General features: G+C 71.5%; 1 protein-coding gene (cut by a window edge). It reads right to left on the bottom strand.

Annotated features, from left to right (window positions below; all coding sequences use genetic code 11):
* Positions 1-16621, bottom strand: partial view of a hypothetical protein gene (locus ACFWV3_RS35620; RefSeq protein ID WP_382418020.1) — the 5' portion only. Its footprint begins 10661 nt before the window's first position; the window shows 16621 of its 27282 coding nt (coding positions 1-16621); it begins with the start codon at positions 16619-16621; its stop codon lies off the left edge, out of view.

Here is a 16621-nt window from a genome sequence, read left to right as displayed (position 1 = left end):
GCAGGTTCTCCACCGACGCGGTCGTCGGCAGCTGCGTGGCGCGGGTGTCCTGCTGGAAGGCGAACGCCGCCTCCGGCGTGCCGAACTCGCTGCCGCGCTTGCTCGCCGCCGACATGTACGGCTGCGGGGTCCCGTGACCGGTGGTCGGCTGGGAGATCTTCTGGTTGTCCGCGTGCGTGCGGACGACCATGTCCTGCTCGACGCTGGTCGCCTTCGCGACCTCCTTGTCGCCCTTCTCGACCACGAGCTCGAACTCGATCGGCACGCTGTACTGCGCCGCCGGTCCGCTCGCGGTGCGGGTGTGGCTGAACGCCTCGGTGGCCGAGTTCGTCACCGAGCTGCTCTGGCTGGAGCCGATGTTCGCGCCCGCCGCGACACCCGCGGTGCCGGAGGTGTTCGGGTTCGCGCTGCCCGGCGAGGCCAGGCCCGGTGCCCGCAGGCCGAGGCCCCAGCCGGTGCCGCGGCCCTTGCCGTCGCTCGTCTTGCGGGAACCGCCGTCGTTGTGCGACATGTCGACGCCGTCGTTGACGACCTGGTCGAACTTCGGCTCGCCCGCCTTGGCCCGCAACGTGACCTGGTACGAGTCCTTGCCGAACGTGCCGGGCTGGTGCACCAGCAGCGGCACGCCGCCGTCCAGGGCGCTGTCGATCATCGCCTTGACGCTCGACGGCGAGTTCAGGTCGACGATGCGCTGCAGGTTGCTCATCGAGTCCTTGAGCACCGAGTCCGGGATCAGCGAGCCGCTGCCGAACTTCTTGGTGTTCGTGGACAGCTGCGACGTGAGGTCGTTGACCGCCGCCGAGAGGTCCGGGACCTTCTGCACGTTGGACAGACCCAGCGCGCCTGGCTCGTTCGGGGCCACCGTCGACGGCGGCGCCATCTGCGGGAAGTTCGGCTTGGGAACGCTCGACTCGACCTTGGGCAGCACGCCCATCTCGCGGGCGACGTCCTCCGACACGCGCACGAACACCGACTTCGGCATGGACACCGTGACGCCCTCGGCGTTCGGCGTGCCGCCGTGCACGAAGTTCCCCGCGCGGCTCTCGCCGACGATCGTGAACTCCGCGTCGACCTGGACCAGCACGGTCCGGGCGTCACCCGGCGTCGTCCGGCCGCGGTCGACGTTGCCGGAGATCTCGTTCGACTCGGTCTTGGTGTCCGACCACGGCGTCACCTTGCCGGTGACCGCGGCACCGCCGGACCCGCTGGGGTTCGACGGCTGGCCTGCGGGCGGCGGGGTGACGTTGGGGCGCACCGGGATGTTGATGCCCGCGGTCAGGTCGACCGACCGGCTCGTCGTGGACGACTCACCGGCCTTGTAGCCACCGCTGACCGAGTTGTCGGAGCCGGTGGTGTCCGAGATGGACACCAGCTTCGCCTCGCCCAGCTTCACCGACATGCCGATCGCGCCGGAGCGGTCGGTGACGCGGCGGTCGTACTTGAGGCCCTGCTCCTGCACGCCGGTCTCGATGAGCCGCTGCAGGTTCGCCTTGATGTTCTCCGGGGCGAACATCCTGTCGATCTGGGCGCGCGACGCGGTACCCGGCGTGGTGAGCGCCGAGTCGCCCTTGGCCGCGCGGTTGAGCGCGTCGATCGCCTGGTCCCGCAGCTCCGTCGTGTTGGCGACGGCCTCCACGTTCAGGAACTCCGGCGACTTCGGCCGGGCTTCCTTCGGGTTCAGCAGGTCCTTGACGGTCGGGGAGTCGTCGAGCTTCGTCGACTGCGGGTCACCGGGCTTGAAGCCGTCACCGGGGTCGTTCTTGAGCGTCGAGCCGTCCGACACCCACAGGTTGACCTTGCCGTCGATCTTGTCGAGTCCGGCACCGGTCTTGGCGACGGTCTTGACGTCCGGCGCCTGCTGGCCGGGAGCGCCGGGCACGACCGTGCGGACCCACGTGCGGGGCCGCGTGAACGTCGTGATCTCGACCTCGAACTCCACGTCGCCCTGGAAGACCTGGGCGTCCGCGCTGCCGGGGTTCGACGACGTGGCCGACACGGCCGGTCCGGCCGAGGTCTTGTCCGTCCACGAGTGGCTGTAGGACACACCGGCCTGCGGCATCGGGGTGAGCGAGGCGACGCCGGTCTTCACCGGGATGTTCGCCCTGCCGCTGATGCCGCCGGTCCAGCCCTTGGTGGTGCTGGTGCTGGCGTCGAGCTTCGGACCGGTCGTGGTGGAGTCGCTGACCGCGTGCTTGTCGGCCTGGCCGAGGTGCTTCGGGTTGGTCAGCTTCGCCTTGACCGTGACGTTCACGTAGGTGTTCGTCGTCTTGCCGGAGTTCTTCAGCTGCACCTGGACACCCGGACCGAGCAGGCTGTCCATGTTCGCCTTCAGCGCGGCGGGGGAGAGGTTCGCGGTCAGCTTGCGCTGGTTCGCGAGCTGCTCAGCCACGTCGGCGTAGCCCTGGCCCTTGCTGGAGCGCGGGTTCGCGTCCGGGTTGTTCCACTGGGGCAGGAACTTGCCGAAGCCGGGGATCTCCTTGAGCTTCGACTCGACCTGGCTCTGCACCTGGGTGGACGGCGCGAACTCGCCGACCTTGGCGTTGCCGGCGGCCAGCGTGTCGGCCACGTAGGGCGGCAGGAACTTGGTGCCGGCCGTGTCCGGGTCCGTCGTCGAGTTGCGGGTGCCGTCCGGAGTCGGCAGCCCCACGGCGCCGGCCTCGTTCAGGCCCATGCGCACGTGGGTCGTGATCTCCATCTTCACGGGCTTGCCCGCGGGACCCTGGACCTCGACCTCGGCGGTGACCTCGTAGAGACCGGTCTCGCCCTTCACGCCGATGCCGGACTTGTGGTTGGAGCTCGAGCCCGCGTTCACGCCCTCCGCGACCTTCGCGGAGTAGTTCACGGTGGCGCCGAGCGTGCCGCCGGCCTGGCCGGGGACGCCGATGTTGCCGCCGAACCCGGCGGTCACGTCGCCACCGGACTTGGTGGACGCGGACACACTGCTGCCCCAGGCGGAGGTGTCCTTGAGGTCCAGCGCCGCGTCGGCGTGCGTGCCGACGAGCTTCGCGTCCTTGAGCGTCGCCTTCATCTGCACCGCGGCGCCCTTGCTGGCGTGCGGGCTGATCAGGTCGGGCGACGTCACGAAGCCGCCGAGCATCGCGGGCAGGTTGTTGCGGATCGAGGTCGGCGACAGGAAGTTCTGCAGCGCCTCACGACCCGGCGAGCCGACCTTGGTGATCGACGGGTGCAGGTTCTCCGCGACGTCGTTGAACAGCTTGCCGGAGTCCTTGACGGACACGGCTTCCGGCACGACGTTCTCGGCCTTCACGCCCCAGTTCGCGTCGGGCGGCGTGACGGCGGCGGAGGACTTGCCGGAGTCGACCATCGTGCTGAGGTCCGCGGGGATCTGCAGCGTGACGTCCGGACCGGTGCTGAGCGTGGAGAACTGCTTCGGGTTGCCGCTCGCGTCGGTCAGCGTGATCTCGTACGAGACCGGCACGGTGACCTTCTTCGAGCCCTCGCCCGACTTGATCGCGCGCTGTTCGGTGATGCTCGTGTTGGACGCCTGCGACACCGCGGGCGTCGCCAGCGCGGCCTTGCCGCCCAGCGAGCCGTACGGGCCCATCGCGACACCGGCCGTGGCCGAACCGCCGACGTCGTTGGACGTGGCGACGGTGTTGGTCGTCGTGGACGCCGCGGCCGCCTGGTAGTTGACGTCGACCTTGGTGTCGGCCGCGTCGGTCACCTTGGTGTTCGCGTCCGCGTGCATCTCCGCGCGGATGTTCGCCTCGAACCAGGCGTTGCCGATCTTCACCTGGAAGTTGCGGCCACCGTCGAGGAACGTCTCGAAGTCGTTCTCGATCGCGTCCTTGATGCGGGCCTGGTCGTCGGGCTTGAGGCCCTTGATCTCGCCCACGACCGCGTCCGCGCCGCGCACGTCGGTCGGCACGATCGAGCCGAGCGCCTTGTTGTCCTGGAAGAAGCTCGGCAGGTTCGTGTCCGGGACCTGGCCGACCGGCTGCGGCGCCAGCGTGGTCATCGGGATGACCGGGTTGGGCGTCGGCTTCGGCGGGGCGGGACGGGTCTGCGCGTCCGCCTCGGGTGCGGACCGCGGCTGCGTGTCCGCGTCGGGCGTGGACCGCGGCTGCGTGTCCGTGCCGGGTGCGGGCGGCGCGGGACGCGTGTCCGCGTCGGGCTTCGGCGGTGCCGGGCGCGAGTCCACGTCCGCGTCCGCGGTCTGCCGCGAGTTCTGCAGCTCCTGGGTGAAGTCGCGGAACGACTCGAGACGGCTGGTGTCGTGCCCGCCCGCCCGCGCGTCCTGGATCTGCTGGTCGACGTGGCTCTGCACACGGGCGATGTCGGCGTCGCCGTAGACGTTCCACGCGGGCGCGTTGACGTCGGCGGGCAGGCCGAGGGCGTGCGCGGTGATCGACGCGTCGCGGTTGGCGGTGAGCTGGTCGACCCGGCTCTGGGCCCGCTGGATCTCGCGCTGGGCCTGCTGGCGCGCGGCGACCTGCTCGGTGATCGTCTGCTGCGGCTTGAACGCGTCCGGGACGAAGTTGGCCTCGTCCATCAGCTTGAGGTCCGCCTGCGCCTTGGCGAGGCTCGCCTGGGCGAACTGCGTCCGCATGTCGTAGACCCTGGGCGTGCCCGCGCTGCGCGCCACGTCGGTCATGTTCTGCAGCGCCGACAGCTGGTCCGGGTTCGCGGAGTGCTCGGGGTTGGTCTGCATCCCCTCCAGCGTCGCGACGTCGAGGCCGTACAGCGACGCCTCGAAGGAGCGGCCGGGGGAGGGCTGGTTCTGCGCGACCTCCGCGGGCGGGGTCTCGACGCTCGGGCTCGCCGGGGCGTTGTCCCGGACGTCGCCGTCCTGCTGGACCGACGCCGAGTCGTTCGCCGGGACCTTGCCCTGGTCGCCGCTGCGGATGTCCCTGACCGTGTCGAGCAGGCGGTCGAGGTCCGGCGTCGGCCGGCCGCCGACGCGCGCGTCGTTGACGAGGGTCTCGACGTGCGTCTCGAGGTCGACGATGTCCTGCGGCGACACCGACTGCCAGCCGGGGGCGTCCTGGTTCGGTGGCAGGGTCAGCGCGTACGCGGTGAGCGCGTCGTTGCGGTCGTACTGCAGCCGGCGCAGCTCCTGCGTGAGCTGGTCCGCCTGCCGCGTGAGCATCCGCTGCTCCGCCTGGCGCGCGGCCTGGTCGGTGCGCATCAGCTCGGTCTTCCAGGCGTCCGGCAGCGCGTCGGTGACGTGCTTCAGGTTGCCCACCTGGGTGTTGGTCTGCTTGATCTCGGCCTGGAGGTCCCGCAGGTGCTGCTCGATGCCTCCGTTCTTGCCGGCGATCTCCTGGTTGCGGGCCATCTGGGCGATCTCGGCCAGGCGGTCCTGGCTGTCCATGTTCTGGTCGGCCAGCGCGTCGAGCTCGGCGGCGGACTTGCCGAACAGCGACGCCTTGAAGGCGGCGTGCGCCTCGTACGGGCTGATCTCGCGCGCGTCCACCTCGGAGTCCACATCGGACTGCGCATCGACGTCGGACTGGGAGTCGACGTCGGACTGCACGTCGGACTGCACGTCGGGGCTCGGCTGCGCCCACATGGCGTCCCTGGCGGCGATCTTGGCTGCCAGGCCCTCGCGGACCTGCCGCGCCTCCTCGATCTTGGCCAGCAGCTCTGCCTGACGTGCCCTGGACGCCTCGGCGTTCTGCTTGTTCTGCTCGATCTTCTGCAGGTGGGCGTGCAGGTCGGCAACCTGCTTGATGCGGTTCGCGTACTCGGGGTTGGTCGCGAACGACAGCTGGTGCTCCGACTGCTTGACCAGCGCCTCGGCCTCGGCGATCTTCCCGTCGAAGTCGAAGTTGCTGTGGTCCTCGTAGCCGAGCATGCGGTTGACGAAGCCGCGGACGCCGGTGTTGTCGGCCTTGCCGTTCTTGAAGTCGTCCAGGATCTGGTTGGCCTTGTCGACCTGGGCGGTCAGCCCGGCCACGCCGTGCCGGGAGACCTGGGCGATCGCGGCACGCGCGTCCGCCTCGTTCTTGACCCGCTCGTGCAGCGCCTTCAGCTCCGTGGCGTCGAAGCCGGCGTTCTCCGCCGCCGCGATCTCCTGGGTCAGGTGCGCGTCGAGCTGTGCGCGCGCCTGCGGCCCGACCCTCGCGAGCCCGTCCGCGTTCGGGCCCGCCACGAAGTTGTCGAGGGCATGGGTCATGCCGGCCCTGGGACCCGAGTTCCGCAGCGTGTCGATCTGGCTGTTGACGTCGGCGAGGGCATCGGTGTTCTGCGCGATGTCCTGCTTGATCTGGGCCTGGTTCTGGCGGGCCTTGTTCGACTGGAACGCGCTCGGCGTCCACGTCGTCTTGGCCTTCGACTCGTTGATCTTGGTCTGGAGGTCCGCCCGCTGGTCCAGCAGGTCCTTGAGGAGCCCCTGCGGGCCGCCGGGGTGCTCGGCCCCGCGCTTGACCATGAGCGCCTGCTGGGCCGCGTCGAGCAGGGTCTTGTTCTGCGGACCGTTGTTCAGGTCGGCGATGGTCTGGGCGATCTCCGCGGAGGATTTGGTCGAGAGCGAGGCTTCCAGGCCGGCCCGCAGCTGCTGCGGCGACGGGGCGCCGCCGGGGTTGAACGTGCCGTTCTGCGAAGTGACCTGCACCTGCGTCGCGCCGTCCGGGCCGTGCACGGTCTGCACGCCGTCGTTGTCGACGACGACCTGCACGTCGAGGGCCTGCCCGATCGAGTCGGGGAAGTGCGAGCCGACGTGGGAGTCGGCCCACGACGGCGTCTGCAGACCGTGGGCGACGAGGTCGGCGGACGACGGCAGCGCGCCGTTCGTCTTCACCTCCTGCGTGACGTGGTTGATCATGTCCACGTCACCGGGCTTCATGCCGTCGGTGTCGAGACCCGCGTTGACGACGTCCCAGCGCTTCGACGACCCGTTGGCGAGGTCGTTCGAGAGGTTCGCCCGCCACTGGTCGATGTTCGCCCGGGTGTCGGGCAGGTTCGGGTTGAGGTCCGGGTGGTACTTCGCGAGCGTGTCGGGGTCGACCTGGCTCGCGACGAAGTCCGACAGCGCGGGCGGGTTCAGCCCGGGGTGGTTGTGGTTCTGCGGGTTCTGCCGGACGTCCGCGACAACGGCGTCCACAGTGGACTGCACATCGCTGTTGCCTGCCAGCGGTCCGGCGCCCGGCACCGAGACGTGCTGGAACGCGGCACCGCGCAGCACGGACTCGACCAGGCCGGTCCTGTCCGGGTTCGGCGCCGGCGACTGCGCGGGCTGGGCCGTCGAGCCGGGCGGAGGAGCCGGACGCGTGTCGGCGTCGGGCGCCGAGCGGGTCTGCGTGTCCGCCTGGGGCGCCGGACGCGTGTCCGCGTCGGGCGTGGCCGGCGCGGGGCGCGTGTCGACGCTCGCGGTCCCGTCCTGCCGTGCCTGCTGGACGTCCTGGGTGAAGTCGCGGAGGTTCTGGAGGTGGCTGGTGTCGACCCCGCCCGCCTGCCCGTTCTGGATCTGCTGGTCGAGGTGGGTCTGGACGTTCGCGATGTCGGCATCGCTGAACTGCCGCCACCCGAACGAGTTCGGGTCGGCCGGCTGCTGGAACGCGTACGCCGTGAGCGCCGCGTCCCGGTTGTTCGCGAGCTGGTCGAGGCGGTTCTCGTACCGCTGGATGTTGGCCTCGGCCGTCTGCTGGCGGGCCGCCTGGTCGTCCAGCGTCGCCTGGGTCTTGAACATGTTCGGCATCAGGTCGGCGGCGTGCCACCTGTTCAGGTCCGCCCTGGCGTCGTCGAGCCTCGTCTGGACGGACTGCGACCGCGCGTCGTAGGCGAAGGGCGGCGCGGCGGTGCGCGAGATGTCGATCGCGTTCTGGATCGCGGCCGCGCGCTCGGGGTTGTTCGCGTACTGCGGGTTGGCGGCCATCTCCTGCAACGCCGGGGTGTCGAGGCCGTACAGCGACGACTGGAACGAGGGCACCGGCGAGCCCGTGTGCACGGGGTCGAAGCCGCCGGGCACGCTCAGGTCGACGTCCGCGATCGGCGGCCGCGACGCCGGGTCCTGCATGAACGGCATGTCCCGCGGGGCGGGTGCCGGTGCGGGCTGGGCCGCGGGTGCGTTCTGGTCGACGGCGGGAGCCTGGTCGCCGTTGCGGACGTCCTTGATCGTGTCGGCGAGCCGGTCGAGCTCCGGGGTCGGCTGGCCGGTGGCCCGCGCGTCGTTGATCAGCCCCTGCACGTGGTTGTCGATGTCCGCCACGTCCTGCGCGGGCATCGACTGCCACGCGGGGGAGTTGGGGTCGGCGGGCAGCGTCAGCGCGTGCGTGGTGAGCGCGTCGTTGCGGTTGAACGTCAGGTTGTCGAGCTCGATGTTGAGCTCGGTGTCGCGCAGTTCGAGGATCCGCTGGTCCAGGTCGCGTTGCGCCTGGCTGGTGGGCGTCAGCTCGGTCTTCGACGCGGCCGGTCCCGCATCGGTGATGTTCTTCAGGTTGTTGATCTGGTCGCGCGTGTCCCTGATCTCGTTCTGCAGGTCCTGCGCGTGCTGCTCGATGCCGCCCGGCTTCTGCACCGCCGCCAGGTTGCTGGCCATCTGGTCGATGTCGTTGGTGCGGCTCGGGTTGCCGGCGTTCTCGGCGCGCAGTGCGTCGAGCTCGGCGGAGGACTTGCCGAACAGCGAGGCCTTGAACGAGGAGCTCTCCTGCCGCGCCTGCTCCGCGCGGGCCTCCGCGGCCGCCCTCTCCTGGGCGACGCGCTCGGCGTTCGCGGCCATGTCGGCCTTGTTCCGCGCGTCGACCCGGTCCAGCAGCTGGTTCATGCCGTGGATCTTCTCGGCCTTCGCGACCCGGTTGCTGTACGCGGGGTCGTTCGCGAACGCGAGCTGCTGCTCGTTGGTCTTCACCACCGCGTCGGCGTTGGCGATCTCCGCGTCGATGTCGACGCTGCTGTCGAACTCGCTGTTGAAGAAGCGGTTCATGAAGCCGTCGATGCCCGTGTAGAGGTCGCGGTTGCCGCGGAAGTCCTCCAAGGACTGCTTGGCGCTCTCCACGTCGGCCGCCAGGCCTTCGACGCCGTGCTTGGAGATCTTGTTCATCGCCGCGCTCACAGCCGGCTCGTTCTGCACCCGCTGCTGCAGTTCCTTCAGCTTCGAGGCGTCGAACCCGGCGTTCTCCGCGGCCGCGATCTCCTGCGTCAGGTGCGTGTTGAGCTGGTCGAGGGCGGGCTGCTTGAGGTCGGCGAGCTTGTCCAGCTTCGGGGCACCGACGATGTTGTCGACGACGTTGGTCAGGTTCACCCTGGTGGCGTTGTCCTGGATCGTCTTGAGCTGCTTGTCGACGTTGTTCTTCAGATCGGTGTCCCGCGCGATGTCCTGCTTGATCTGCGCCTGGTCCTGGCGGACCTGGTTCGACTGCAACGGTCCCGGCGTCAGGGACAGCTTGGACTTCGAGTCGTCGATCCGGCTCTGGAGCTGCGCCTGCCGGTCCAGCAGGTCCTTCTGGAACCCGCGCGGACCGCCGGGGTGCTCGGACGCGCGCTTGATCAGCTGCGCGTCCTGGGCCGCGTTGAGCAGGGCCTCGTTCTGCTTGCCCTTGCCCAGGTCGGCGATGGTCTGGGCGATCTCCGAGGAGGACTTGGTCGAGAGCGAGGCTTCCAGGCCGGCCCGCAGCTCCTGCGGCGACGGGGCACCGAGGGAGTTGAACGTGCCGTTCTGGTTGCTGACCTGCACCTGCGTCGCGCCGTCCGGGCCGTGCACGGTCTGCACGCCGTCGTTGTCGACGACCACCTGCACGTCGAGGGCCTGCCCGATCGAGTCGGGGAAGTGCGAGCCGACGTGGGAGTCGGCCCACGACGGCGTCTCCAGGCCGTGCGCGACGAGGTCGGCGGACGACGGCAGCGCGCCGTTCGTCTTCACCTCCTGCGTGACGTGGTTGATCATGTCCACGTCGCCCGGCGTCACGCCGTCGGCCTTCGGACCGGCGTTGACGACGTCCCAGCGCTTCGGCGTCCCGTTCGCGAGATCCGCGGCGAGGTTCGCCCGCCACTGGTCGACGTTCGCCTGGGCGTCGGGCAGGTTCGGGTTGAGGTCCGGGTGGAACTTCGCCAGCGTGTCGGGGCTGACCGTGTTCGCCACGAAGTTCGACAGCGCGGGCGGGTTCAGCCCGGGGTGGTTGTGGTTCTGCGGGTTCTGCCGGACGTCGTTGACGACCGCGTCCACAGTGGACTTGACGTCGGTGTTGCTCACCAGCGGCGACGAGTTCGGGACCTGGACGCCCTGGAACGCCGCGCTGCGCAGCACCGACTCGACCAGGCCGACCTTGTCCAGGTTCGGCTGGTGCGGCTGGTTGGGACGGATGTCGACGTCGGCGTCCGAGTTCGTGTCGGAGTCGAAGTCGTAGCTGCCGGGAAGACCCGGCGTGTCCGTCGGCCTCGTCTGCACGTCCGGACCGAGGTCCTTCGGACCGGTGTGGGTGTCCGGGTTCGCCGGTGCCGGGGTGCCGTCCGCGGGCTTGGGAGTCCAGTCGGCCGGCGGCGGCACGGTGGCGGGACCGGCCGGGTTGATCGTGGTGTCGGGCACCATGACCTGGTTGTTCGCGGTGTCCTCGATCCGCCACAGGTGGCGCGGGAGGATGCCGGGGTCCGGCAGGTGGACGTCGGCGCCCATGATGCCGCCGTCGTTCTGGTGCACGCCCGAGTTGGTGTCGTACTGCTGCAGGACGCGGCTCGAGTCCTTGTACTCGTCCGGGATGCCCAGGTAGTGCAGCGTCTCGTGGGCTAGCACCTCGGGGCTCGCGTCGCCGTTCCAGTGCGTCTGGTCGGCGTTCGGGTTGTTCGGGTCGACCTTGACGCTGGTGTGCGCGTCGGCCTTGTTGTCCGTGAACTCGAGGTTCAGGTGGAACTGGTCACCGCTGGGCAGCCGGAAACCCTGGTTGATCAGGTTGTTGACGCCGTTGGTGGCGTTCTCCCTGACCTGGGCCACGACGGCGGGGTCGACGTTCGCGGCAGGGTCGAGGTGCACCTTGACGGTGTACTCCTGCACGAAGTTGCCGGGCGTGGTCTCGATCCGGCGCAGGTCGTAGTTGATCAGGCCCTGGTAGGACTTGACGTTCGACGGCGTGCTGTCGGTCCGCACGTCGTGCACCGTCACGTCGACGGTGCGCACGTCCGTGTCGTTGCGGCGGTCGGCCCACGTGCTGCGGTCGGCCGGGTTCTTCGGCTCCGACCACTCGGCGGTCTTCGACGGGTCGTGGCGCCACGACTCGTCGCTGCGGACGTCCTTGCCCTGGTGCGACTCCGGGGTCGGCGGCGTGGCGGCCGGCGGCGCGCCGACCTTCGGCACGTCCTTGCGGGTGCCGTCGGGGTTCGTGTTCGAGCTCGGAGCCGGCGGTGCCGGGGGAGCGGGCGGTGCCGGCGGCGGGGTGGCCGGGGCGTCCCTGGTCGGCGCCGGGCCGTTGTCGGCGGTGGTGTTCGGCGCCGGGGTGTTCTGTGCCGGGGTGTTCTGCGCCGGCGGGGTGTTCCGCGCGGGCGCGTCGGTGTCGGCCGACTTGTTGGTGTCCGTGTTCGGCTTGACGTCGGCGTCGGTGTTCGGCCTGGTGTCGGCGTCCGGCTTGACGTCGGAGTCCGGCCTGGTGTCGGGGTTCGGCCTGCTGTCGGCGTCGGGGTTGCCCGGTGCCGGAGGCGCGCCGCGCGTGCCGTCGCTCGGGTCGCTGCCGCGCGGGTCGCCGTCGCGGGAACCGCCGTCCCTCGAACCGTCCCTGCCGCCGTCCGTGTCCGGTCCGTCGCCCCTGGAGCCGGGGCCGTTGTCGGTGGTGTTCGGCGCCGGCCGGGGCCTGCCTTCGCCGACGGCGTCCTTCAGCACGTCGTAGGCCGGCGTGACACCGGGTTCCGGCGTCTTGTCCTTGAGCGGGCGGTCCTGCTGGAACGTCTCCGGGTCCTGCTTGAGGATCTTGTACGACCCGTGCTCGGACAGGTCGTCGAAGGCTTCCTTGCGGAACGCGTCACCCAGCGGGTGCCGGAAGGGGATCTCGTGCGTGTCGATGCTGTTCTTGAAGTCCTTGCGGGCGTCCGCGGTGCCGTCGAAGTCGTAGCTGCCGGGCAGGCCGGGCGTGTCCGTCTGGGAGATGGCGTTGATGGTGCCGTGGATGTCGTTGCGGTTGGTCGCCTCGTGGATCGCGAACGCCTGCACGTGCGGCGGCGGCCCGTTGGGGTTCGGGTTGTTGTTCGCCATGTACTGCTGCAGCTGGGCCTGCGCCGACACCAGGGACAGACCGCCCTGGGTGTAGTCGATCAGCACCACGTCCTTGCCGGGCGGCAGCCCGCCCAGGAACTCCCCGAAGTGCTGGTCGAGCATGGCCTGCTGCTCGGGGGTCATCGGCGGGACCTTGGGCTTGCCCGGCTTCGGGGCGTAGGCCGGGTCGAGGATCGAGTCGGGGTCCGCCGGCGACGGCCGGAAGTCCGACAGCGGGATGGACGCCGCGTCGTGACCCTGGTTCTGCAGCGCGGCGACGACGGGCGCGGGGCTGCGGCCCAGTCCGACGTAGGAGAACTGGTCCGGCGGGTACTTGTTGGTGATGTCGGTGGCGAGGTCGTTCACCGCGTCCAGTACGACCTGCTGCTCGTGGATGTTCTGCTGGGCAGCGGCATCCCGCATGTCGTTGTGGAAGTCCGCCGCGTTGTCGATGTCGTACGACTTGGGCGGGCGGGTGGCGGCGTCCGGGCCCGTCGGGTACAGCAGCGGGTGGATCTGGGAGCTGACCGTGGTCTGCTTCGGCCCCAGGTCGATCCCGTTGTCCGCCAGCCACTGCTTGGCCATGTACGGCGTCAGGCCGACCGTCGTGTTGTCGTCGACCTTGATGCCGACGAAGTCCGACGGCGGGTTCGGCATGCGGTCGAGGTCGTTGTTCTTGGCCGGGTTGGGCCAGTAGCCCGAGTCGTCCTTCGGGTCGGGGGCCTTGTAGCCCTCGATCCGCTGCTCGACCTCGGTCTGGAACTCGACGGCGTCCTCGAAGGCCGAGTCCGTGTCGCTGTCGTTGTTCGGGTTGTTGTTCTGGTTGCCGCGGTTGCCCTGGTTGCTGGGCCCCGCCGGGTTCGGCGGCGTGACGACCGGCGCCACGACGAGGTCGGGCGTGGCGTTCGGGTTCGCCGACGTGTTCGGGTTCGGGGTGGCCGTGGTGTTCGGGTTCGGCGCCGCGCCGGTGGGCGACGGGGGCGACGGCCGCGTCTGGACGTCGGCGCTGGGCGCGTTGACGGGCGCGTTGACCGGAGGCGCGGCCGGGGCCGGACGCGTCTGGGCGGGCGGCGGGACGTTCGCCGCGGGGTTGGCCGACGGCGTGTTCGCCGACGGGACGTTCGTGTTCGGCGCCGGGTTCGGGTTCGGGGTGTTCGCCGACGGCGCGTTCGTCTCCGGACGCGGTGCGGGGGCCGGGTTCGTGTTCGGCGAGGTGTTCGCCGCCGGGACGCTCGTCTCCGGACGCGGCGACGGCACGCTGGCGGGCGGCGTCGCGGTGTTCGGCGGCGGGGTGGTGGCCGGCGGGGTGTTCGGGTTCGGCGTGTTGACGGGGGGCGCGCTCGGCACGTTCGCCGGTGGCGTGTTCACCGACGGCGCGTTGGCCGGCGGCGTGTTGGTGTTCGGCGACTGCGTGTTCGGTGCCGGGTTCGGTGCGGGCGCGGGGTTCGGTGCCGGTGCCGGGTTCGGCGCGGGTGCCGGGCTCGGCGTGTTCACCGGCGGTGCGGCCGGTGCCGGGCGCGTCTGTGCCGGCGGCGGCGTGTCCGCCCTCGGCGGCTGGGACGACGGCGTCGTCTCCTGCCTGGGCTGCGGGGTGGTGGCCGGCGTCGTGTTCGGCGACGGCGTGTTGCTCGGCGGGACGTTCGCGGCCGGCGCGTTCGACTGCGGGACGTTCGTCGAGGGCGTGTTCGGCGACGGCGTGTTGACCGGCGGCGTGTTGACCGGCGGTGCGCTGACGGGCGGCGGTGCCGGGCGCGAAGACGCCGGAGGCGGCGTGTTCGTGTTCGGCGCGGGCGCGTTGGCCGGCGGGGTGTTGACCGGCGGTGCGGCCGGTGCCGGGCGCGTCTGGGCCGGGGGTGGCGTATTCGTGTTCGGCGCCGGGGTGCCGGGCGTGTTGACCGGCGGGGCCGCGGGGGCCGGGCGCGTCTGGGGCGGAGCGGTCGACGCGTTGGGCGACGTCGTGCTCGGCGGAGGCGTGTTCGGCGACGACGTGTTCGGCAGCGGCGTCATCGGGGTCGGCTTCGGCGCCGGCGGCGGCGTCGAGGACGACGTGCCGGGTGCCCTGGTGATCGTGTTGTCGGGCGTGGGGGCCTTGGGCGCGTCGAACGCGCCCTTGTTCGCGCCCGTGACCGAGCCGCCGAACTTGTTGCCGCCGCGCTCGCCGCCGACGCCACCGGCACCGCCGGGTGCGCCACCGGGGGCCATGGGCGGCGCCATGCCGCCCGCGTTGGCCGCGGACGACGGGACGGGACCGGGGGTGGCACCGCCACGCGGGGCGTTCTGCGAGGGCGAGGTGACCGCGGAGCTCTGCGGGCCGGGGGTCTGCGGACCCTGCGCGCCGGGAGTGCCGGGGTTGCCGGGCCCGTTGTAACCGGGCGCGGTGGGCGTGAACGCGGCAGGGCTCTTGGCGCCGCCACCGGGCGTGGCACCACCGGGCGTGGCACCACCGGGAGAAGTACCACCGGGGGTGGAGCCGGGCGTGCCACCGGGCGTCGAGCCGGGGTTGCCGGGGCCGTTGTAGCCGGGCGCGGTCGGCGTGAACGCCGCGGGCGCCTTCGGGCCGCCGGGGGTCGAGCCGGGCGTGGTGGAGCCCGGCGTGCCACCGGGGTTGGAACCGGGGACCGCACCGGGCCCGTTGTAGCCGGGCGCGGTCGGCGTGAACGGCGCCGGGATGCTCGGCTTCGGGGCCGGCGGGGGAGTCGAGGGCGAGCTGCCGGGAGCCCGCGTGATGGTGCTGTCGGGCGTCGGGGCCTTGGGCGCGTCGAACACGCCCTTGCCGGCCGTCGCGCCGAACTTGTTGCCGCCGCGCTCGCCGCCGACACCACCGGCACCGCCGGGTGCGCCACCGGGCGCCATCGGGGGAGCCATGCCGGGCGACGCGCCGGGCGTGCCACCGCGGGCGCCACCGCCGGCCGCCGGGTTCGAGGTGCCCTGCGAGCCGGGTGCCGTCACGCCGGCCGAGCCGCCGGGGGTGGTGGGGCCGTTGTAACCGGGCGCCGTCGGGGTGAACGCGGCGGGCGCCTTGGCACCACCGCCGACACCGCCGGACGTGCCGCCGGGGGTACCACCGGGCGTGGCGCCCGGCTTCGCGCCGCCACCGGGCGTGGTCGAGCCGGGCCCGTTGTAGCCGGGCGCGGTCGGGGTGAACGCAGCGGGGGACTTGACGCCGGGCGTGCTGCCGGGAGTGCTGCCCGGCTTGCCGGCACCGCCGGGGTTGGTCGCGCCGGGCCCGTTGTAACCGGGCGCGGTCGGCGTGAACGCGGCCGGGCTCTTCACGCTGGGCGTGCTGCCGCCGGGCCTGGTCGAGCCGCCACCGGGGTTGGCGCCGCCGGCGGGACCGGTGTAACCGGGCGCCGTCGGGGTGAACGGCGCGGGCGACTTGACGCCGCCACCACCGGGCGTGGCGCCGGGCTTGCCCGCACCACCGGGGTTGGTCGCGCCGCCGGGGCCGGTGTAGCCGGGTGCGGTCGGGGTGAACGCGGCGGGAGCCTTGGGGGCGCCGCCGGGCGTGGCGCCGCCGCCCTTGACGTTGGGGGTCGCGCCGACGGACGGGCCGCCGGGGACGTTGCCGCCGGTGGGCGTGAAGCTCGCGGGGCCGCCCTTGACGTTCGGGGTCGCGCCGACCGAGGCGCCACCGGGAACGGTGCCGCCGGTCGGGGTGAAGCTGGCGGGGCCGCCCTTGACGTTGGGGGTCGCGCCGACGGACGGGCCACCGGGGACGTTGCCGCCGGTGGGCGTGAAGCTGGCAGGCCCGCCCTTGACGTTCGGGGTCGCGCCGACGGACGGACCGCCGGGCACGTTGCCGCCCGTGGGCGTGAAGCTCGCGGGCCCGCCCTTGATGGCGTTGGGACCGGTCGCGTTCGGTCCACCCGCGACGTTGTTGCCCTTGGTGTTGGTGCCCGCGCCGTTGATGGCGTTGGGACCGGTCGCGTTCGGACCGCCCGCGACGTTGTTGCCCTTGGTGTTGTTGGCCGCGCCGTTGAGCGAGTTCGGCCCCTGGTAGTTGGGACCGCCCTGGGGGTTGTTGCCCAGGGTCGTGTTCGCGGCGCCCTGCGGCGGCTTGGCGTTGGTCGTCGTGTCGAACGACTGGAAGTTCTTCTGCTGGGTCTGGTCGGTGTTGTTGAACGTCTGCTGCGTGGCCTTGAGCTTGTCCTGGACGTCGGTGAACGCCTTGGCGCCCTTGTCCGCCTGCGAGACGGCGTTGTCGTTAGACGAGTTCAGGGCCGGCACCGCGAACAGCCCGATGGGGCCGAGCGCGTTGCCGCTGAAGTTCAGGCCGCGCAGGCCGCCCGAGATGCCCGTGAGCCGGGACCCCAGGTCGCCCGCCTTGTTCTGCAACCCCTGCATCGAGGAGTCGCTGACGGAGAAACCGCTGTTGCCGGTGGGACCGCCGCTGTTACCCGTGCTGGGTGCCGGCGTGGACCCCGGGTTCGGCGCCGGGTTGGTGTTCGGTGCCGGGTTCGGGTTGGGATTGACGTTCCCCTTGGCCAT

It is taken from the genome of Lentzea sp. NPDC059081 (assembly GCF_042738015.1).
GTDB lineage: Bacteria > Actinomycetota > Actinomycetes > Mycobacteriales > Pseudonocardiaceae > Lentzea.
The sequence above is the reverse complement of the archived record's forward strand: the minus strand, read 5'-3'. Positions and strand labels throughout refer to the sequence as shown.